The 19,744-nt window shown below is 62.3% G+C and carries 19 protein-coding genes; 9 read left to right on the top strand and 10 right to left on the bottom strand.

All coding sequences use genetic code 11. The features are described from left to right. Positions 1–7: 7 nt before the first annotated feature. Together KYK33_RS01530 and KYK33_RS01525 are read right to left on the bottom strand one after the other, a co-directional pair. Positions 8–937, bottom strand: a complete 930-nt coding sequence (locus tag KYK33_RS01530) for an ABC transporter ATP-binding protein (RefSeq protein WP_318010415.1) — start codon at positions 935–937, stop codon at positions 8–10. 25 nt (positions 938–962) lie between these two features. Then, positions 963–1,919 (bottom strand): HlyD family secretion protein, encoded by a 957-nt coding sequence (locus KYK33_RS01525; protein ID WP_224431822.1) that lies wholly within the window; start codon positions 1,917–1,919, stop codon positions 963–965. 211 nt (positions 1,920–2,130) lie between these two features. Between KYK33_RS01525 and KYK33_RS01520 the strand changes: the two genes are divergently transcribed. The 3 genes from KYK33_RS01520 (at position 2,131) to KYK33_RS01510 (ending at position 5,896) form a co-directional block, all read left to right on the top strand. Next, on the top strand, positions 2,131–3,798 hold the full coding sequence (locus KYK33_RS01520) for a DUF342 domain-containing protein (RefSeq protein WP_318010407.1): 1,668 nt from the start codon (positions 2,131–2,133) through the stop codon (positions 3,796–3,798). A 151-nt stretch (positions 3,799–3,949) separates the two neighbouring features. After that, complete coding sequence (gene yidA / locus KYK33_RS01515) at positions 3,950–4,756, top strand: sugar-phosphatase (protein WP_224431821.1); 807 nt, start codon at positions 3,950–3,952, stop codon at positions 4,754–4,756. Positions 4,757–5,119: 363 nt separating this feature from the next. Beyond that, positions 5,120–5,896: a gamma-glutamyl-gamma-aminobutyrate hydrolase family protein gene (locus KYK33_RS01510; RefSeq protein WP_224431820.1), complete on the top strand. Its 777-nt coding sequence runs from the start codon at positions 5,120–5,122 to the stop codon at positions 5,894–5,896. A gap of 78 nt (positions 5,897–5,974) precedes the next feature. Here KYK33_RS01510 and KYK33_RS01505 read toward each other — a convergent pair whose 3' ends face one another. From KYK33_RS01505 to lptM, 7 genes are all read right to left on the bottom strand, one after another. Further along, entirely contained in the window at positions 5,975–6,388 is a 414-nt protein-coding gene (locus tag KYK33_RS01505) for a hypothetical protein (RefSeq protein WP_224431819.1), read from the bottom strand. 89 nt (positions 6,389–6,477) lie between these two features. Further along, positions 6,478–7,197 (bottom strand): HAD-IA family hydrolase, encoded by a 720-nt coding sequence (locus KYK33_RS01500; protein ID WP_224431818.1) that lies wholly within the window; start codon positions 7,195–7,197, stop codon positions 6,478–6,480. Positions 7,198–7,256: 59 nt separating this feature from the next. Then, on the bottom strand, positions 7,257–8,210 hold the full coding sequence (gene xerC / locus KYK33_RS01495; RefSeq protein WP_224431817.1) for a tyrosine recombinase XerC: 954 nt from the start codon (positions 8,208–8,210) through the stop codon (positions 7,257–7,259). Beyond that, on the bottom strand, positions 8,194–8,880 hold the full coding sequence (locus KYK33_RS01490) for a DUF484 family protein (protein WP_224431816.1): 687 nt from the start codon (positions 8,878–8,880) through the stop codon (positions 8,194–8,196). Before KYK33_RS01490 ends, xerC begins: the two co-directional genes overlap by 17 nt. Before the next feature lie 208 nt (positions 8,881–9,088). Next, positions 9,089–9,919 (bottom strand): diaminopimelate epimerase, encoded by an 831-nt coding sequence (gene dapF / locus KYK33_RS01485; RefSeq protein ID WP_005892702.1) that lies wholly within the window; start codon positions 9,917–9,919, stop codon positions 9,089–9,091. Between the two features lie 288 nt (positions 9,920–10,207). Next, complete coding sequence (gene lysA, locus KYK33_RS01480; RefSeq protein WP_224431815.1) at positions 10,208–11,458, bottom strand: diaminopimelate decarboxylase; 1,251 nt, start codon at positions 11,456–11,458, stop codon at positions 10,208–10,210. 18 nt (positions 11,459–11,476) lie between these two features. Continuing rightward, a complete protein-coding gene (lptM, locus tag KYK33_RS01475) occupies positions 11,477–11,689 on the bottom strand; it encodes an LPS translocon maturation chaperone LptM (protein ID WP_042040023.1) in 213 nt (70 codons plus the stop codon). A gap of 73 nt (positions 11,690–11,762) precedes the next feature. Between lptM and cyaY the strand changes: the two genes are divergently transcribed. Continuing rightward, entirely contained in the window at positions 11,763–12,077 is a 315-nt protein-coding gene (gene cyaY, locus KYK33_RS01470; RefSeq protein ID WP_042040025.1) for an iron donor protein CyaY, read from the top strand. Further along, positions 12,074–12,727 (top strand): alpha/beta hydrolase, encoded by a 654-nt coding sequence (locus tag KYK33_RS01465; protein WP_224431814.1) that lies wholly within the window; start codon positions 12,074–12,076, stop codon positions 12,725–12,727. Before cyaY ends, KYK33_RS01465 begins: the two co-directional genes overlap by 4 nt. A gap of 99 nt (positions 12,728–12,826) precedes the next feature. Here KYK33_RS01465 and KYK33_RS01460 read toward each other — a convergent pair whose 3' ends face one another. After that, entirely contained in the window at positions 12,827–15,346 is a 2,520-nt protein-coding gene (locus tag KYK33_RS01460; RefSeq protein ID WP_224431813.1) for a class I adenylate cyclase, read from the bottom strand. Between the two features lie 323 nt (positions 15,347–15,669). Between KYK33_RS01460 and hemC the strand changes: the two genes are divergently transcribed. The 4 genes from hemC to KYK33_RS01440 all read left to right on the top strand — a co-directional run bounded on the left by hemC (position 15,670) and on the right by KYK33_RS01440 (position 19,717). Then, positions 15,670–16,599, top strand: coding sequence for a hydroxymethylbilane synthase (gene hemC, locus KYK33_RS01455; protein WP_224431812.1), 930 nt, complete (start codon positions 15,670–15,672; stop codon positions 16,597–16,599). 115 nt (positions 16,600–16,714) lie between these two features. Next, complete coding sequence (locus KYK33_RS01450) at positions 16,715–17,449, top strand: uroporphyrinogen-III synthase (protein WP_224431811.1); 735 nt, start codon at positions 16,715–16,717, stop codon at positions 17,447–17,449. Then, positions 17,446–18,543, top strand: coding sequence for a uroporphyrinogen-III C-methyltransferase (locus KYK33_RS01445; protein ID WP_224431810.1), 1,098 nt, complete (start codon positions 17,446–17,448; stop codon positions 18,541–18,543). The genes KYK33_RS01450 and KYK33_RS01445 overlap by 4 nt, the downstream gene beginning before the upstream one ends. A gap of 10 nt (positions 18,544–18,553) precedes the next feature. Continuing rightward, entirely contained in the window at positions 18,554–19,717 is a 1,164-nt protein-coding gene (locus KYK33_RS01440) for a heme biosynthesis HemY N-terminal domain-containing protein (protein WP_224431809.1), read from the top strand. The last annotated feature ends 27 nt before the right edge of the window (positions 19,718–19,744 follow it).

The raw sequence follows: 19,744 nt of genomic DNA, 5'->3' as shown, positions 1-19,744 counted from the left end.
CAGCGGATCATGCCCTCACCTCCTGGCCCGTGCAGCTGACGAACACATCCTCCAGGCTGGGCCTGACCTGCACCAGCTCGGCCCCCATCAGGGCGGGGCAAGCCTGACGCAACCAGGCCACAGGGTCGGCCGGCTCCTTGTCCACCAGCACTCGTAGCCGCTGACCGAGCTGGGCCGCCGAACGCACCATGCCCAGGGCGAGCAACTGCTGTTTGAGGGCGCGTAAATCCGGTGCCTGCACCTCCACCACTCGGGTCGCCATGGCATCCATCAACCCCTGGGGTGAACCCTGCGCCCGTACCTGGCCCGCCTCCATGATGGCCAGATGGTGACAGCGCTCCGCCTCATCCATGTAGTGGGTGGTCACCAGAATACTGGTCCCCGCCTCGCTGAGATCGAATAACTTCTCCCAAAAATCGCGCCGGTTCTGGGGATCCACCGCCGAAGTCGGCTCGTCGAGCAACAGCAGATCCGGCCGGTGAATGACGGCGGCGGCCAGGGCGAGACGCTGCTTCTGGCCACCGCTCAGCCCCCCCGCCCGCCGCCGGGCCAGGGGGGTAAGTTCATAGGTGCTGAGCAGCTCTTGCTGGCGCAGCGTCAGGGCCGGCTTGGCCATGCCGTGGATGCGCCCCATGAACTCCAGGTTCTCCCACACCGTCAACTCGTCATAGAGGGAGAACTTCTGCGTCATATAACCGATCCGTTGGCGCAGCGCCTCGGCTTGCCTCGGGATCTCCAGCCCCAGCACCCTCACCCGCCCCGCAGAAGGGGTGAGCAGGCCGGTCAACATGCGCAGGGTGGTGGACTTGCCACAACCGTTGGGACCGAGGAAGCCATGGATCTGCCCCCTGGGCAGGTAGAGTGCCAACTCCTTGACCGCGACCATGTCACCGAAACGCCTCGTCAACCCCTCGGCCAGGATCGCCGGCTCGCCCATGCAGGGACTCTCCTGGCGAGCCGTTTCACTCATCGTTCGGCTCCACTCGCAGGGGTATGCCGCTTGGCAAGAGGTTGGCGGCGGCCGGCAGATCAATCTTGGCCAGATAGACCAGCCGCGCCCTGTCCAGCTCGTTGAGTCCGTAATAGGGAGTGAAGGCGGGATCCTTGGCAATCCAGCGCAGGCTGCCTGTCATGGGGTCGGCCACCCCGTCGACATAGACCGCCAGTCCCAGCCCCGGGCCGTAGCGGGCCAGGTCAGGCTCGGGCACATAGACCCTGGCATAGGGTCCATCCTCGGCCAGCAGACGCGCCAGTACGGCGCCGGTCGCCACCCGCTCTCCCAGCTGATAGGGCAGGCTGTCGAGCCGACCGCCACGGGGAGCCCGCACGCTCAAATCTGCCAGCCCCTGAGCGGCAAGGGCCACCCGGGCACGGGTCGCGGCCAGGTTGGCCTGGGCCTCTTCGATATCCTCGATACGCCCTCCGTGCACCAGCTTGGCGAGACGCTGCTCCGCCCCCTGCCAGGCGGCCAGGGCGCCATCACGCTCGGCGCGGGCCCGGTCCAGATCCGCCGGGCTCATCAGCTGCTGACGTACCAGCTGGGCAACGCGCGTGAAGTTGCGCTCCCCCTCGCGCAAGTTGGCCTGGGCCTGATCCCGATCGGCACGGGCTGCGGCTATGTCCTCGGGTCTCTCACCATTGGTGAGCCTGGCCAGGGCCGCGCGGGCCGCCGCTTCAGCGGATCTGGCCTCGGCCAGCACACTCTGCTGGCGGCTATCATCGAGCTGCACCAAGAGATCCCCGGCCGCCACCTGACTGCCCTCTGCCAGTGGCAGGGCACGGATGATCTCGCTCGCGGTGGCCGTCAGTTCGACCCTGTCCCGCTCGAGGGTGCCAAGCGCCCCCGGCGCAGTCGTCGGCTGACAACCAACCAGCGTGAATGCCAGCAGACAGAGCCCGCCTCTGTGCCATGAGTCCATCTTGCCTTCCCCCTTGCGACTGTGCCCTGAGCATATCCCCTCCCCCCGGGGATTTCTTCAACCCTCGTCACCCATTTGGACATAGCTCATTGACCAATAAGAAGAATGTTCAGGATACTGGGCCATCACCCACTCCCATCAGGGTATCGACAGGGTGGGAACTCATGGAATTGATAGATAAATCAGTCAGATGGACTGTGCAGGAGCCAGGGTGTTAAGCAAAGAGTGGTTACAGCTGTCCGCAGATATGGAGTTGGCCTGCCTGCGCATCCTGCCCGGGTCAGAAAAACCAGTGCGCGAAGCCGATGTGCTCGCCCTGCTGCACGCCTCCAACTGTCGCCGCTACCAGCCCCTGCACGAAGGGATCAAGCAGGTGGTCACCCTGCTCAATACCCTGCAGAGCAGACCCGATGCCCCCATTCCCCCCAATCCGATCCCCATCGCCAAGCGCCAGGACGCCCGGCTGATGATACTGATCGACAGCGACAAGATGACGGCCCGGGCCCAGATCACTTGCGATTGGGGCGGAAGGCCCCTGACCCTTGAACAGATGCAGCAAGCTCTGGCCGAGAGTGAGGTCAATAACGGCGTGCAGGGTACCCTGATAGAGCTGGCCATCAAGCTCGCCAAGGAGGGGGCGCCTGGCAGCCTGATCCAGCCCGCCATCGCCCACGGCACCCCTCCCATCCCCGGTCTGGATACCCGCTTCGAGCGCCTGGTTGAGACCCCATCCGATCGCATCCTCACCCCCCAGGAAACGGAACACGGCAAGGTAGACCTGCGCGATCTCGGCAGCCTGATCACGGTGCGCACCGGGGAACCCTTGATGCGCCGCCACCCGGCGACCCAGGGCTCCCCCGGCCTGACCGTCACCGGTCAGAACCTGCCTGTCAAACCGGGCAAGGAGATAGCCATGCTGCCTGGGGAGGGAACTGAGATAGCCACCGATGATCCCAATCTGATCGTCGCCAGCCGCCCCGGCCTGCCCTGCCTGGAGAAACAGGGCATGCGGGTCGACGATGTGCTCAGCCTCAAACAGGTGGATGCGCGCAGCGGTCACGTGACCTTCGAGGGCGCCCTGGTCATCAGTGGTGATGTGTTCGCCGGCATGCGCGTCAAGGCCAGCGGCGACGTGGTGATTGGCGGTTTCGTCGAGGGCGCCGATATCGAATCAGGCGGCTCCATCACTGTCCGCCATGGCATCATAGGTCGCAAGACGGAGGAGAGCGAACTGCTCTGCCGACTCACGGCTCAGGGGGAGATCCACGCAGCTTATGCCCAGTACGCCAGGCTCGAAGCGGGCGGCAATATCCATATCCAGACTCAGCTCACCCACTGCCACAGCCGCAGCGGCCAGGATCTGCTGGTCGGCGACAGCGCCATGCGCAAGGGAACCCTGCTCGGCGGCATCAGCATTGCCAATCGCCAGATCCTCGCCCCCAGCATAGGGGCCTCCGCCGCCAACCATACCCGGTTGCAGATCCTCGGCGGGTATTTCACCCACAAGCAGCAGGAGCAGGAGCTCAGACAGCGCAAGCAGGCTTGCCGGGAACAGCTACTCAAGGTGCAGGACTTGCTGCTCAAGCTGCTGCAATTGCCGAGCGATCGCCGCAACCCGCAAACCCTGGAGAACATCAAGACGCTGCGTCTGCAGTTTCTGACCCAGAGCAAGGGGCTGGACGCCAAGCTCGATGAGGCCCAGCAAGCCCTGCAGCAACTCCTCAGCGAGATGGACGTCACCGCGACCCAGCGCCTCTGTGCCGGCGTCGAAGTGGAGCTGGCCAACAGCAGCTATCGGGTCGACATCGACCATGGCCCCATCAGGATCGCCATCAAGCAGGATCAGATAGTGTTGCAGCCCTTCGAGGGGCGCAGATAAGCCACGCAGCAATATACCGCGCGCATCGCCACCCAGCGGGAGCCGATAGTGTGACTCCTCTTCGAGGGGCGCAGCTACGCCACGCCGTGATCCCGTGCGGGATCTTGGGTACACTCGCAGCTTGCACTCCACACAGAGCAGGTAGAAGTCGATGTACAAACTGATCGCATTAGATATGGATGGCACGCTGCTGACCCCGCAAGGGGAGATATCCCCCCGCACCCAGGCTGCCATCCAGGCCGCCCGCGCCCGCGGCGTGACCGTGGTACTGGCCTCGGGTCGCCCCCTGGAGGGCATGACCCGCTATCTGGAGGAGCTGGGCATGACGGGCCCGGATGACTATGTGATCAGCTACAACGGCGCCATGGTGCAACGGGTGGCGTGTGGTAGTGTCATTCGCAGCCAGCTACTGACCGGGGCCGACGCCAGCCTGATCGCCAGCCTTGCCGACCAGCAGGGTGTCAATGTCCATGGCTTCTCGGTATCCCAAGGGTTGATCGCCCCCCGCCTCAGCCACTACACGGAGCATGAATCCCGTCTGACCGGCATGCCCATCAAGCTGGTCGATTTCGCCGCCCTGCCCCCTGACGAGGCCATCCTCAAGGTGATGATGATCGATGAGCCCAGCCTGCTCAGCCGGGCCATAGCGGCGCTGCCTGGCAGCCTCTATGAGGATTATACCGTGGTACAGAGCGCCCCCTACTTCCTGGAGATCATGAACAACCAGAGCCACAAAGGCAGTGGGGTTGCCGCCCTGGCGGAGCACCTTGGCCTCAACGCCAGCCAGGTGATTGCCGTGGGAGATGCCGGTAACGACAGCCACATGGTCGAGTACGCAGGGCTCGGCGTCGCCATGGGCAATGCCACCGAATCACTCAAGGCCCTGGCCCAGCACATCACCAGCCGCAATGATGAGGACGGGGTCGCCCGGGTCATCGAAGAGTTTGTACTGGCCTGAGTCAGCCTCTTTGTCAGCAAAACGGGTGGCAGGCATGAACTGCCACCCGTTTAATATATCCACCGACCAAGCACTCCTATTTCTCATAGCCAACCATCAGTTAGCCCTGAATTTGCCCATCCTCTCTCTTTCTGATCACTGTTCAGTAACAAAATCAGCTCATTTCGTTTGACATATTTAACGGCCTTGGCAGACTGAAATCGGGGTCCAGGCCGTCATCTCTCTCTTCTCGCCCCGCGGCATAGCCCGATATGACGCCCCGGATCTCCTAGACTTGCCTTGAGGCAGGCCCTGATATTAGTCAGGGCGAGCCCAAGGCGCGAGACGTCCCCGCGGGACTGCAAAGGAATGCCAAGGTGATCTATGTCCGCACAAACACAAGCTGCCCCCACACGAAAGCCCCTGGTTCTGATGACGATGGGGATCCAGGCACGCAATGGTCATGACTATCAGGTGATGACCCATAAATACATCAAACCGCTGGTCGAAATAGGTGGCTGCACTCCGCTACTGGTGCCCACCTGCTGCGGCATCGAGGATCTCGACAGCTATCTGGCCCTGGCCGATGGTGTCTATCTGAGTGGCGCCGGATCCAACATAGATCCGGCGCTCTACGGCGAGCCAAACCTGACCCCGGACAAGGCCCAGGACAGGGAGCGGGATCTGTTTGATATTGCACTGGTACGCGCCGCCATCGGCAAGGGGCTGCCCATACTCGGCATCTGTCGCGGCATGCAGGAGATCAACGTCGCCCTCGGCGGTGACATCCATCAGAAGGTCTACTGCGAGCCGGGTTTTGAGGATCATCGCGAAGATCCCCAGACTCCGCCCGAGGTGCAGTATGGGGAGAGCCACATGGTCGAGCTGGTCGAAGACAGCTGGTTCGCCGAACTGATGGGCGCCACGCAAATACCGGTCAACTCACTGCATGGGCAAGCCATCAAGCGCCTGGGCAAAGGATTAGCGCCGCTGGCCTATGCCGAAGATGGCCTGGTCGAGGCGATCCATGCCCCAGCGCTGCCTCAGTTCACCCTGGCAGTGCAGTGGCATCCCGAATGGCATGCCAAGGACAACCCCCACTCGGTCAAGATCTTCACCGCCTTCGGCGAGGCCTGCCGTCAGCATGCGGCCCATGGCTAGCGTGCCGCGATACACATCACGAGAGAGGGGCCATGGGGCCCCTCTCTCGTGATGCACAGAGCCCAAGGCGAGACATGCTCAATCGCCAAATCCCCGCGCCTTGAGTTTGGGCAGGCCACCGCGCACCGGCCGCAAGCCACGGCAGGCATCGATGCCCTTCAGCCCCCGCTGTATGTGATCCGGCGAGTGACCAAATACCATGCCATTGCTGCGATACAGGCTGTCACCATCGAGTTCGAAGCGCTCGCCACCGATGAGCAGCGGCTGCTTGCCCTCCACCTTCTTGCCGCGTTTGAGGGGCAATACCAGATCGGTAAAGATCTCCCCCGTCGCACACCCCTCACGCCAATGGGCTTCATCGGAGAAAGAGGTGATGGCAATCTCTCGCCAGGAGCCATCGCTGAACTCGACCCGGTAGCTGTCAGTCAGCAGATCGCAGCCCCCCAGCCACAGCAGGCTTGCCAATAAACCGTAACGACTCAACACCGCCATCCACTCCTTTGTTCTCCAGGCGCTGCAGCATAAGAGCTGCACCGCAGGTACACACGCTCATTAGCCGCGGCCATCTTCATCATGCGGGTTCACTCATGGCCGAGCAGCAAAGGACCCAGTTCGTCCAAACGGTTGAGCATCAGATCCGGTAGCTGGGACAGGCGGCGCCAGTCCCCCCCTCCCTGATTGAGCCAGGCAGCGCGGTAGCCATGCAGGCGAGCACCCAGCACGTCGCTGCGCTCATGATCCCCCACGTGCAGTATCTCGGCGGGGGCCAGTCCCAACTCGGTCGCCGCCTGCACGAACAGGTCCGGCGCCGGCTTCATCCGCTGACCCTCCCCCGCCTTGTAGACCCCCTGGAAGTAACCGTCCAACCCGGCCCGCACCAGATCCAGATTGCCATTGGTGATCGCCACCAGAGGATAACGGCGTGCCAGGGCTGCCAGCAGCTCATGACTGGCGGCAGGCACAGTGATGGCGGAACGCTCGGTCATAAAGCCTTCGAACAGCTCGGCCGCAACCCCCTCGGCGGCCCCCGCCTCCATCCCCCCCTGGCGCAAGGCCAGTTGCAGGCTGAGCTTGCGCATCAGGCTGACGTCATGACAACGCTCAGGGTCCTGTTGCAGCACCTGACGCTTGCAGGCCAGCCAGCGATCGGCATCCATCATGGCGCCCGCCAGATAGTCGCCGCGCAGGCGTGCCAGCATCCAGGCATCGGCCCGCGCGATATGGGGGCCATTGTCATAGAGGGTGTCATCGAGATCGAACGAGATAGCCTTGACCGGCTGCCAGCGGCGGAAGAAAAGCATTGTCACTCCTGTTGTTCTGCATGCCCACCCGCCGCCATTTTTACCATGACGACCCAGGCTTACTCTTGTTCCTCATCCCCGGCGCCACGACGCTTGGCCCTGGGGTGGGCACCGTCATAGACCTTGGCCAGATGCTGGAAGTCGAGGTGGGTATAGATCTGAGTGGTGGATAGATTGGCGTGGCCAAGCAGCTCCTGCACCGCCCGCAGATCGCCGGAAGACTCCAGCATATGCGTCGCGAAGCTGTGCCTGAGCTTGTGGGGGTGAACGTGGGCGTCGAGGGCCTGCTTGCTGCCCCAGCCATCGAGACGCATCTGCACCGAGCGCGCCGAGATGCGGCGCCGCTGTCTGGAGACGAACAAGGCAGGCTCCTCCCCGGCAAGCAGGGGCCGCATGGCCAGCCACTTGTGCAGCCACTCAAGGGCCATGCGCCCTATGGGCAGCACCCGCTCCCGGGAGCCCTTGCCCACTACCCTCAATTGGCGATCGTCCAGCCGCAGATCGGTCAGGTCCAGCCCCACCAGCTCGGCAAGGCGCAGGCCGGAGGAGTACATCAGCTCCATGATGGCCCGATCCCGCACCGCCAGCGGATCCTGCTCATCGGTGATATTGAGCAGCTGATACATCTCATCCACGTCCAGGTTCTTGGGCAGGGGCCGCCCCTGCTTGGGTGTGCTGATACCCCGCGCCGGATTGGCAATCAAGCGCCCCTGACGCACCTGCCAGTCGCAGAAACTGCGCAAGGCCGAGAGCTTGGTGGCCAGGGAGCGCGGGGCCAGTCCGCCCTTGTGCATCCTGCTCATCAGGCTGCGCACCTGACTCGCCTCCAGCCCAGGCCAATGGCTCAGGCCCAGATCCACCAGCTGGCTGGTCATCGCGATGAGGTGAGACAGGTAGTTGCTGCGGGTATGGCCACTCAGCTGGCGCTCCACCCGCAAGTATTCGATGAAGTCAGCCAGATCCTGCGCAAGCGCAGGAGGCAGGCTGGCAAGTCCGTCAGCGCTGACTGTCACGGATGAGTTCCGGCAGACGCAGTTGCAACAGGCGCCCAAGCTGACCGAGCAGCAAGGGATCGTTGTGAGGGGAGAAATGGCCGGGATCCGAGCTGGCAAAGGCCAGCAGCCCCAGCTCGCCTAGCCGCATCAAGGCCACGGAACCGACCAGGGTGTCGCTGCCAAAGAGTTGCTGCTGTTCGCTCTGGCTGAGGCGCCCAAAGTAGAATCCCTGACCTGGCAGACGCTGGCCCATGATCTGCTCTATCCCCTTGCTCAGTACGAGGAAGCGTTGCCCCTCCCCCGGTTGATACTGCTTGGGGCTGAGCCAGAGCCGCACGCCAGAGAGGCGCAGCTGGTCAACGAAGGCATTTTGCAGGGCGCTCACCAGCTTGCTCAGGGTCTGGCAGCCATAGAGTTCGCCATAGAGATCCGCGTAGATGCGAAAGATCCGTTCGTTCGCGCTGGCCAGGCTCATCAGCTCGGTGATCTCGAGCTCCAATCCCTCGATACGCTCCCGCTGGCGCTCGAGCTGACGCTCCACCAGCGAGACGGTGCCCTTGCGCTCATGGGGAATGCGCACGCGATCCAGCATGCTCGCATGCTGCTGGAAAAATTCGGGGTAACGGCTCAGGTACGCCAGCACCATGGCCTCGTCGGCCTCATGCTCCTGCCGTTTAACTTCACTCATGTTGATCAATCCCGTCTTGATGACCCTGTGCGACACGCGTCCGGGTGGCGCCACAGGGAACATTGGTAGCCAGGCCTCTATTAGAGCGCTATCGGGGCGTCAAATACAGTCGCGTTTGCACATCAATGCATTGAAGCGGCCACCCCCAGCCCCCTCCGCCTGCCGGGCGCCCCACATTAGAGAAAAGGCGGCCTAAGCCGCCAGCATCTCACAGCTCGATTTGCCCATCGAACACATGCTCGGCAGGGCCCGTCATATAGACAGGCTGGCCCGGCCCCTTCCAGGCGATGGTCAGCTTGCCACCGGGCAGGGAGACGGTCACCCGCTCCTTGAGCTTGCCCTGGCTCATGCCGATCACGGCGGCGGCGCAGGCACCGGTGCCGCAGGCCAGGGTCTCCCCTACTCCCCGTTCAAAGACCCGCAGCCGGATCTGAGTGGCATCGACCAGCTCCATGAAGCCGACGTTGACCCGCTCGGGGAAACGTTCGTGGCGCTCCACTATGGGGCCCAGGGTCTCGACCGGCGCGGCATCGACCGAGGGCACCTCTATGACGCAATGAGGGTTGCCCATGGAGACGGCGCCGCACATGACGGTGTGATCCTGTGCCCGCAACAGATATGTCTGCTCCGCCTTCTGGGCGCGAAACGGGATCTTGCCCGGCTCGAACTGGGGAACCCCCATGTTGACCGTGACCTGATTCTCCCCTTCCAGCTGCAAGATGATGCGGCCACGGGCCGTGCTGACCGAGATGCGATCCCGGTTGATCAGCCCCTTGAGCCGCACGAAGCGAGCGAAACAGCGAGCACCGTTGCCGCACTGCTCCACCTCGCTGCCGTCGGCATTGAAGATACGGTAGTGAAAATCGAGCTCGGGATCATAGGGGGGTTCGACCAGCAGCAGCTGATCAAACCCTATTCCGAAGTGGCGATCCGCCAGCTTCTTGATGACGTCACTGCTGAAGAACAGCTTCTGGGTGACACCATCGACCACCATGAAGTCGTTACCCAAGCCATGCATCTTGGAAAATTCAATTAACATCTTTTTTCCCTGCACTGTTCAGGCCGCAACAGCAGGTCGTCCACCACCATGAAGCCGTTATCCGACACCCCATGCATCCTGGATAATTCAATTAACATCTTTTTTCCCTGCGCTGTTCAGGCCACAACAAAAGATCGTCCACCATCATGGGGGCGTTATCCAACGCCCCATGCATCCTGGCGATATCAATCAACATCCTGCGTTCCTGTCCCCGTCATCACCCGCTCACATAGCCCAGAGGAGCCTTGAGAGTCAGAAAAGAGACCCTCTCACGCTCCTCCAAGCCGGTCAAGGCAGCAGATGCTCGCCCTGCCAGAGTGACTCCAGCGGCTCACGTTCCCGGATGAGAAACGCCTGGTCACCGTCGACCAGCACTTCGGCGGCGCGGGGGCGGGTGTTGTAGTTTGAAGACATGGTGAAGCCATAGGCACCGGCCGAACGCACCGCCAGCAGGGAGCCTTCGCCAATCGCCAGGGTGCGCTCCTTGCCGAGGAAGTCACCGGTTTCGCACACCGGGCCCACCACATCGTAGAGGGCTGGCTCATGCTGGGCCTTGCTGTCGACTTCGATGATGTTCATCCAGGCGCCATACAGAGAGGGGCGCAGCAGATCGTTCATGCCGGCGTCTATCAGCGCGAAGTTGCGAGTCTCGCCCGGCTTGAGGTATTCAACCCGGGTCAAGAGCACACCGGCATTGGCGACGATGGCGCGGCCCGGCTCGAACAACAGGGTCAGTTCGCGACCGGCCAGCTTGGCTTTGAGGGCCTCGGCATACTCGGTCGGGTGTGGCGGCTGCTCGGCGCCATAGTTGACCCCCAGGCCACCACCTACATCCAGGTGATGGATGTGGATCCCCTCCAGCGCCAACTCGTCGATCAGCCGCAGCAGCTTGTCCGCCGCCTCCATGAAGGGGTTCAACTCAGTGAGCTGGGAACCGATATGGCAATCCACCCCCTTGATCTCGATGTTGCTCATGGCCGCCGCCTTGCGATAGATGGCGGGGGCCTGCTCGATGGGGATACCGAATTTATTCTGTTTGAGACCGGTCGAGATATAGGGGTGAGTACCGGCATCGATGTCCGGGTTGACCCGCACCGACACCCGCGCCACCTTGCCCATGCTGGCTGCGACCCGGTTGAGGCGCTCCAGCTCCGCTTCGGACTCAAGGTTGAAGCAGAGGATCTCTTTATCGAGCGCCAGGCGCATCTCGGCTTCGCTCTTGGCGACGCCGGAGAAGACCACCTTGGCCGGATCGCCCCCCGCCGCCAGCACCCGCGACAGCTCGCCGCCGGAGACGATGTCGAAGCCGGAGCCGAGGCGCGCCAGCAAGTTCAGCAGCGCTATGTTGGAGTTGGCCTTGACCGCATAGCAGACCAGGTGGGGGATGGCCCCCGCCGCCTGATCGAAGGCATGCCAGTGGCGCTCCAGGGTCGCGCGGGAGTAAACATAGAGCGGGGTGCCATGCTGATCGGCCAGCTGTTGCAGATCAATCTGTTCGGCCTGGAGCTGGCCGGCGGCGTTGTAATTAAAGTGATCCAAGGGGCGGTTCCTTCCAAATTATGACGAGTGCGGCGTAGCCTCTGGGGTCGCCTCGGCCGGGGTCTGGGGAGTGCTCTGCGAGTCTTTCGCCGGTTCGGCTTCAGACGGAGTCGACTGCTGGCTGTCCGGCTGTTCGGCCGGCGGCATATAGAGCGGGCCTTTCAGGCCACAAGCAACCAGGGTGAGCGACAGAAGAGCGGCAGACAGGCACCGGACGAGTTGAATGATCATAATGGTTCGCTGCGAAAAAAATTTTGGCCCTCTATAATCGCACTCACATTGTTAAAAGCAACAGGATAAACCGATGAAGGATCACGAGTATCACGCCCTGGTAGACACCTTTTTCCAGTATGTGGAAGACACCATCGATGCCAATTACCCGGATATCGATTGCGAACGGGCTGGCGGCGTACTGAACCTGGCGTTCGAGAACAAGACCAAGGTCATCCTCAACAAGCAAGAACCCCTGCACCAGATCTGGGTCGCCACCCGCGAGAACGGCTTCCACTTCGAGCTGAAAGGGGACACCTGGATAGACAACCGCTTCGGCCATGAACTCAAGGCCCTGCTCACCCGCGCCTGCACCCTGCAATCTGGCGAGGACGTGACCTTCCCATGATAGATATCCACCCCGACGGGGCCCGTCATGCGGTGATCTGGCTGCATGGCCTGGGAGACTCAGGGGCCGGGCTGGCCCCCCTGGTGGAGGCGCTGGCCCTGCCCAGCGCACTGCCCATCCGCCATCTGCTGCCCGATGCCCCCGAGCGCCCCATTACCATCAACATGGGCCACAAGATGCGCGGCTGGTACGACATCAAGGGCTTCGAGCGGCCGGAAGACAGGGCCGATGAGACCGAGGTGCGCGCGGCCTGCCGCCAGATTACGACCCTGCTGGCGCAGCTCGAGCAAGAGGGCTTCGCCCCCGAGCGCGTCGTTATCGCTGGCTTCTCCCAAGGGGGCGTCATCGCCTCCTTCACCGCCCTGCGCCATCCAGCGCCCTTGGCCGGTCTGCTCTGCATGTCCACCTATCTGGCGGCGCCGGATGCCCTGCTGGCAGAACTCAGTGATGGCGCTCGCAGCCTGCCAATCTGCTACATGCATGGCATCTATGACGACGTGGTTCACCTCTCCATGGGCTGGGACGCCAAACAGCGCCTGGAGGCCGCGGGTCTGGCCCCCCAGTGGCACGAGTACCCCATGCGCCACGAGATCTGCCGCCCTCAGCTAGGGGATATCCGCGTCTGGCTGCTGGCCTGCTTCGCCCCCTGAGACCCAGCTCACGCCCCATCTGAGATGGGGCTGGCAATCCCCGTAACAAGAAGAGGGCCTGCATTGCAGGCCCTCTTCACATCACCAGGGTGGCTTGGCTCAGCCCACGTCACGGGCCTGCACCTGAGGATCGCGCCCCAGCCCCTGGCTGCGGTAAGGAATAACGTCCAGCGTCTCCCCCCTCTCGACTATCTCGTAGTACTGAGGCAGGTTGAAGTTGACGAATTGGCCATCATCGCTGAACCGTTCGTGACTGGAGGTATAGAAGCGGTTTACCCCGGCCACCAGTTCATCTTTGTTACCGGCGAAATGCTGGTAGATTTCGACCCTGTTCGCCTCGTCCAGTATGTAGATGTTGGTGCCCGCATTGCGGGTGTCGAAGAAGAACTGCACCAGGCCCTCGCTGGCATAGGTATCCACTATGCCAGGCAGATGCTGGCTGTGGGTCTTGTCGAGGCGCAGCGGCAGGTGATCCAGCTTGTTGTGGGAGATGTGCCGGTAGAAGTCGATGGCGTTTTCCAGCTTCTTGACCGAGACCCCGCGCCGCTCGAAGAAGATGCCGTACTTCTCCTTGCCAAGGGCGAGGGTCTTGACCAGCTGCTGCTTGTCCCGGGCCAGCCGCAGCTCGATGCACTCGGCCACCAGTTGCTGGAAGCGGGAGCGCACCAGGGAGCGGAAATGCTGGCTATAGCAGAATACGGCGATGGTTTCCGGGGCCGCCGCATCCTGGTGCATCTTGCCGAGAATGGTGGTGAGGGCATCGACCACCGCCTCGTCACCACGAAAATGCAGGGTGCGGATCTCGCTCCAGGAGTTGCGATAGACCAGATCCACCGAGCCCACCAGACACTCCATATTGCGGCCAAACGAGAAGACATCGGCGCTGTTGGCATCAAACTCTATCACCTGGCCGACCCAGTGACTGCTCGGATCCACCTCCAGATTGAGGTAGATGGAGAGCTGATGGATTTCGCAGGGGCGGCTCAGGGCCACGTTGGTGGCGCGCGGGTACTTGACCGGGAAAGTACCGGAGAGATCGCGACAGAACTGGTGCAAGTTGTCGATGTGCAGATCCGAGCCCTGATTGAACAGGTGCACCCGCGACTGGGGGGTGAGCAGATCGTTGAAATAGGCCCAGGCCACCAGCTTGCTGATGTAGCTGTTATGTTCGAGGGGCGCCCGGCCAATGATGTCAGACGGCTCAAGGGAGTGCTTGTAGAGATACCAGCCGGCGCGATTGAGGCGGCCATTGGGCACCTGCACCAGGCTCAGATCAGGCTCGCTCAGATCCGGCGCTATCTTGAGGTTGATGCGCTGCACCTTGCCCGGCAGGCTCTCGAAGGCCGCATAGAGCTTGCGCGACAAGATACCGATATCTTCCGGGTTGATGGATTCACTGATGTTGTTGCGCCGGGCGAACTGGATCAGATTGCGATAACTGTGCATCAGGGCTTCGAGCAGCTCGGCATGGGCCACCTTGACCTGCTCCACTTTCCACTCCTGGCGATGATCCAGATGGTGGAGCCGCTCCGGGCTCCAGCCCCAGTAAGCGACCAGCTGCTCCATCTGCTCCCGCCGCCACAGGGGCGAGCCCTCCTCGTTGGGATGGCTCAGGCCGTCACACACCTTCAGATAGAAGCAGCGGCGCACCAGATCCAGACGCTGCATGTCGCCGATGGACTTGAGGTAGTTGGTCACCTTGTCCAGCATCAGGCAGTAGTTATCCTGGCGAAAACTCATGCCCTCATGCTGCTGGAACCAGTCGCGGCTGACGAAGGAGAGCAGCCGGGTGTTCGGGTACTCGTGGGAGTAAGCCTCCATCAGCACCGACTTGAGCACCGCCTTGTAGGGCGAGTCGATCCCCTTGTAGAGCTGCCAGAGCGCAGAGCCGAAGTACTCCTCGGCCGGAATGCGGTTGAAGCTGCCCAGATCGAGCCAGTCATCCTGACTGAGCTGACCGCTCGCAAACAGGCCTGCCACATAGTCATCATACTGCTCGTCATAGGCGCGGGGCACCAGATACCAGAGCAGGCGCTTGCCCGCGATGTGCATGGCGCTGCGATAGAACTCGTCGAGCAGCAGCAGATGCTGGGCGCTGCCACAGTTCTCGCCCTGCATCTCGGCATCGTTGTGTTGACGGAACTTGTCTTCGGGGATCAGGAAGAAATTGAGATCCACGCCGCGCTGCTCGGCCCACTTGGAGAGCTGCTGGCACTTGAGATCGAGCAGGGCCAGACGATCGGGAGAGAGGCCCGCCACGTGACAGACCCAGATATCGAGATCCGAATGACAGCACTGGCCGATGGAGGAGGTGCTGCCCATGGAGTAGAGACCCTGAATGGCCCTCTCCTGGGTGCTAAGCCCACTCTGGCAGTTGGCGTTTTGGCACAGGTCTTCGATGAAGGACTGCTGGGTCTCGTTGGCGTTGAAACTCCAGATCCCGTGAGGCACATCCCCACCCACATAACCGGGCAGCAGGGGATGATTGAAGTGCAGCATGACGGGCAGCAGTTGGAATACCTGTTGCCCATAGCGACTCATGAGACCTAGCGCTCGCTGCGTCTTGAGACGATTGATCTCGTCATAACGCGATACGAGTGCATCGAGTTGTACCAGCAATGACCTGCCTATTTGGGGGTTGCAATTGACGCACCAAAACGGGGAGGCGTCAAAAAAGTGTGATCATGTTAACAATGCAAACTGCGGTGGTAAACAAGCCCACAGCGAATAGCGGGATTATTTATGACAGCCAGATGAACGGTATCATAGGAAAGCAAATAAGGTATTTATAATCAGATAGTTGCCATTCAAGCACTCCCCAGTAAAAATCATTTCCTCCCCTTCCTTTTTCGGCCAGATCCCGCTTTTGCAGCCAGCGCCATGAAAGCCCCTGTAAAGGGTGGTAAGATCATTTTCCTTTAAATATGAAACAACTGATTGATATGGCAGCCCGTACCCTGAGAATCGCCACACGCAAGAGCCCGCTGGCCCTGTGGCAGGCCAATTTTGTCAAAGACAGGCTCGAAGCCCTGCATCCGCAACTCACCGTCGAGCTGGTGCCCATGAGCACTCAGGGTGACAAGATATTGGATACTCCGCTGGCCAAGGTTGGCGGAAAAGGGTTGTTCGTCAAAGAGTTGGAAACTGCCATGTTGGAAGGGCGGGCAGATATCGCCGTTCACTCCATGAAAGACGTTCCGGTTGAGTTTCCCGAAGGACTCGGTCTGCACACCATCTGCGAGCGGGAAGATCCCCGCGATGCCTTCGTGTCCAACCGCTTCGCCAACATTGCCGAGCTGCCCCTGGGCGCCGTGGTCGGCACCTCCAGTCTGCGCCGCCAGTGCCAGCTGCGCGCCGCGCGCCCGGATCTGGTGGTGCGGGATCTGCGTGGCAACGTCAACACCCGCCTCGCCAAGCTCGATGGCGGTGAGTACGACGCCATCATATTGGCCGCCGCGGGTCTGCTGCGTCTGGAGATGGCGGACAGGATCCGCGCCTTCATCGAGCCGGAGCAGAGCCTGCCCGCCAACGGTCAGGGGGCGGTCGGTATCGAGTGTCGCAACGACGACCTGGAGCTGCATGCCCTGCTGGCGCCGCTGGAGCACGCCGAGACCCGCATCCGGGTGTTGACCGAGCGCGCCATGAACCGTGCCCTGCAGGGTGGCTGTCAGGTACCTATCGGAGCCTATGCCCTGGTGGAAGGGGATCAGATCTGGCTGCGTGGCCTGGTTGGCCAACCCGATGGCAGCCAGGTGCTGCGTGACGAGATCCGCGGCCCCCTCGCCCAGGGTGAAGCCCTGGGTCAGCAACTGGCCGAGCGCCTGCTGGCCGCCGGTGCTGATACCATACTCGCCCAGGTCTATCAGGCATGATGGTTCAGGGTCGTCATGGAGAGCCTCGGCGGGTCCGTGTCCCTCATGCTGGCCCTGTCGTGCGAGTGGTCAGGCTGACTCCTTGCCCCTTCATCACCACTCGGGAGTCACCTCAATGACTCCTCTGGTGGTACGCCCCGCCGAACAGGGTACCGAGCTCAGCACGCTGCTTCGTCAGCATGGCCATGACCCCCAGCCCTGTACCCTGCTCACCCTGGGGCCGGGCAGTGAGCTGGATAAGCTGGCCACCCTGCTGGCCGAGGCGGATGTGGTTATCGCCGTAAGCGTCCATGCCATTCTTTTTGCTGATCATTTTATGTTGCAAACTGGTCAGACCTGGCCAAATATTGACTACTTTGCCGTCGGTGCCGCCAGCGCGGCAGCCTTTGCCGATCTCGGCATCGCCGCCATGAGTCCGACGGATCCCCGCAGTGAGGGGCTGATCGCACTGCCCGAACTGCAGCAGCTCGCTGGCAAGCGGGTACTGATCCTGCGCGGCAACGGTGGCCGGGATCTCATCGCCCGAACGCTGGCCTCGAGAGGGGCTCTGGTGCACTATTGTTGCACCTATGAGCGCCACTACCCCGAATTGGATGGCCCAGCGCTGACCCGTGACTGGCAAGAGGCCGGGATCGACAGCCTGCTTATCACCAGCGGGGAGTTGTTGCAGCGTCTGCAGACGCTGGTACCCGATGATGCACACCCCTGGCTCCATGGTTGCCAGTTGGTGGTCCCCAGTCCCCGCGTGGCCGAGATGGCCGAAGGGTTGGGTTTTCTCCATATCACGATTGCCCAGGGGGCAGCCAATCAGGCCCTGCTGGCCGCCCTGGAACAGAGGAAGACGCGATGACAGAACAGCAAGAAGCCCAGGCCACTTCGCAAGAGGGGGCCGAGCCACGCCAGAGTGCGGCGAGCCAAGCGACCCAGGCCAGCCCTGCGCCAACCAGGCAGAGCAAGGGGCGCGCTGGCGTACTCATGGGGGCCGTCGCCATACTGGTCGCCCTTGGGCTGACCGGCGGCCTCTACTACCACGGCCATCAGGGCGCCCTGGCCCAGCAGGCAGAGCTTGCTCAGCTCAAGCAGCAGCTGGGGGATGTCATGGGTCGGGTCGAGCGGGGTAACAGTCAGGAGCAGCAGAAGCTGGGTGAACTTGGCAAGAGCCAGCAGGCCCTGCAAGAGGAGCTGAAGGGCCTGCAGAACCGGGTGCTGGATCTCAACGACAAGCGTCCCAACGACTGGATGCTGGCCGAATCTGAATACCTGGTACGGATGGCGGGCCGCAAGCTGTGGCTCGAGCATGATCTCATCTCCGCCATCACCCTGCTCGGCAACGCCGACGAACGCATCAAGGCGCTCAACGATCCCAGCCTGATGCCGATCCGCAAGGCCCTGGCCGAAGACATCACCAAGCTCAAGGCCATGCCCAGGGTCGATCGTGAAGGGCTCACCCTCAAACTCGCAGCCCTCGAAGATCAGATAGATCAGCTGCCCCTCTCCAACGTCACCATGCCCACCGCCGAGGAGCAGGCCAATCAGGCGGTCAGCAGCAACCCGGATGAGTGGGAGAGCAATCTGAAGAAGAACTGGGTCAAGTTTACCGAGAACTTCATCACCATTCGCCGCCGGGATGGCGCTGTCGAGGCACTCATCTCGCCCCAGCAGGAGATCTACCTGCGCGAGAACCTCAAAACCAAGCTGCTCCAGGCCCAGCTCGCAGTGTATCGCGAGCAGCAAGCCCTGTACGAAGACAGCATCGACAAGGCCTCCCGCTGGCTGGCGCAGTACTTCGATACCGACAACAGCGCGACCCAGTACCTGCAAGGAGAGCTCGACAAGCTCAAGGGCGAACAGATCCAGTTCGACTATCCGGACAAGTTCAGCACCCAGGCCCTGCTCGAGCAGGTTCTGACCGAGCGCCTGCAACGCATCGCGACCGGTAACTGAGGAGAGCCCCATGATCCGTTTGATTATTCTGGTTGCCGTCATGGTTGCAGGGCTGGCCTTCGGCCCCGAAGCCTCGGGCAACAAGGGTTATGTGATGATCTCCCTGGGTAATTACACCCTGGAGTCCTCGGTCACCAGCGCGGTGATCCTGGCCATCCTGTTTTATGGTCTGCTGCTCATCGTCGAGTGGCTGCTGGCCCGGGTATTTGGCCTGCGCCGCAAGACCCTCGGCTGGTACGGCTACCGCCGTCGCCGCAAGGCCAACCAGCAGACGGTGGCCGCGACCCTGGCCTTCGCCGAGGGGCACTATAGCCAGGCCGAGAAGCTGATGGTCAAGGGCGCTCGCAACAGCGAAACTCCCCTGCTCAACTACCTCTCCGCCGCCAAGGCGGCCCAGGCCCGTGGCGATGACAGCCGCCGGGATCAGTATCTGCAGCAGGCCCAGGAAGAGCACCCCAAGGCCGAGCTGGCCCTGACCCTGACCCAGACCCAGTTGCAGATAGAGCAGGGCCAGTACGAGAGCGCCCTCGCAACCCTGGAGTCCCTGCAGGCCCTCAACCCTCGCCATCCCATGGTGCTGGATCAGCTGCGTCAGGTGCGACTGGCACGCCAGGACTGGGCCGCCCTGCTGGAGCTGATCCCGGTGCTGCACAAGGTCGGCAAGCTCAATCCCAAGCAGGAAGAGGAGCTGACCCGCCAGGCCTGGGTTGGTCGCCTGCAACAAGGGGCCGACGAGGCCGACACGCTGGCTGCCATCTGGCAGGCCATGCCCAAGAAGCTGCGCCAGGATCCCGAGTTGCTGCTCGGCTATGGCCGCCAGTTGCGCAGCCTGCAAGGAGACAAGGCCGCCGCCGATCTCTGGCTCGATGCCCTGCGCCGGGATGCCTCGCCGCAACTGCTGGCCGAGTTGCCCCGCTTGCGCCTGGATGACTACCAGCCGCTGCTGACCCTGCTTGGCAAGATGCAGGACAAACCGGGTGCCCAGGCGGCCCTCGCCCAAGTCAACCTGCTGGCAGGCCATCTGGACGAGGCACAGCGACTGCTGGAGATAGAGTTGGCCAAGGCGCCAAGCGCCGCCCTCTGCCATGCCATGGGCCAGCTGATGGACAAGCGCCGACTCACCAACAAGGCCAACGAGTACTATCGTCAGGCCCTGCAGCTCGCCGGCGTCTAGCCAGCCCCTGAGCCAAACCTGCAAAAA

The organism is Aeromonas rivuli (assembly GCF_020149575.1).
Lineage (GTDB): Bacteria > Pseudomonadota > Gammaproteobacteria > Enterobacterales > Aeromonadaceae > Aeromonas > Aeromonas rivuli.
This window is presented reverse-complemented; position numbering and strand designations above follow the sequence as displayed.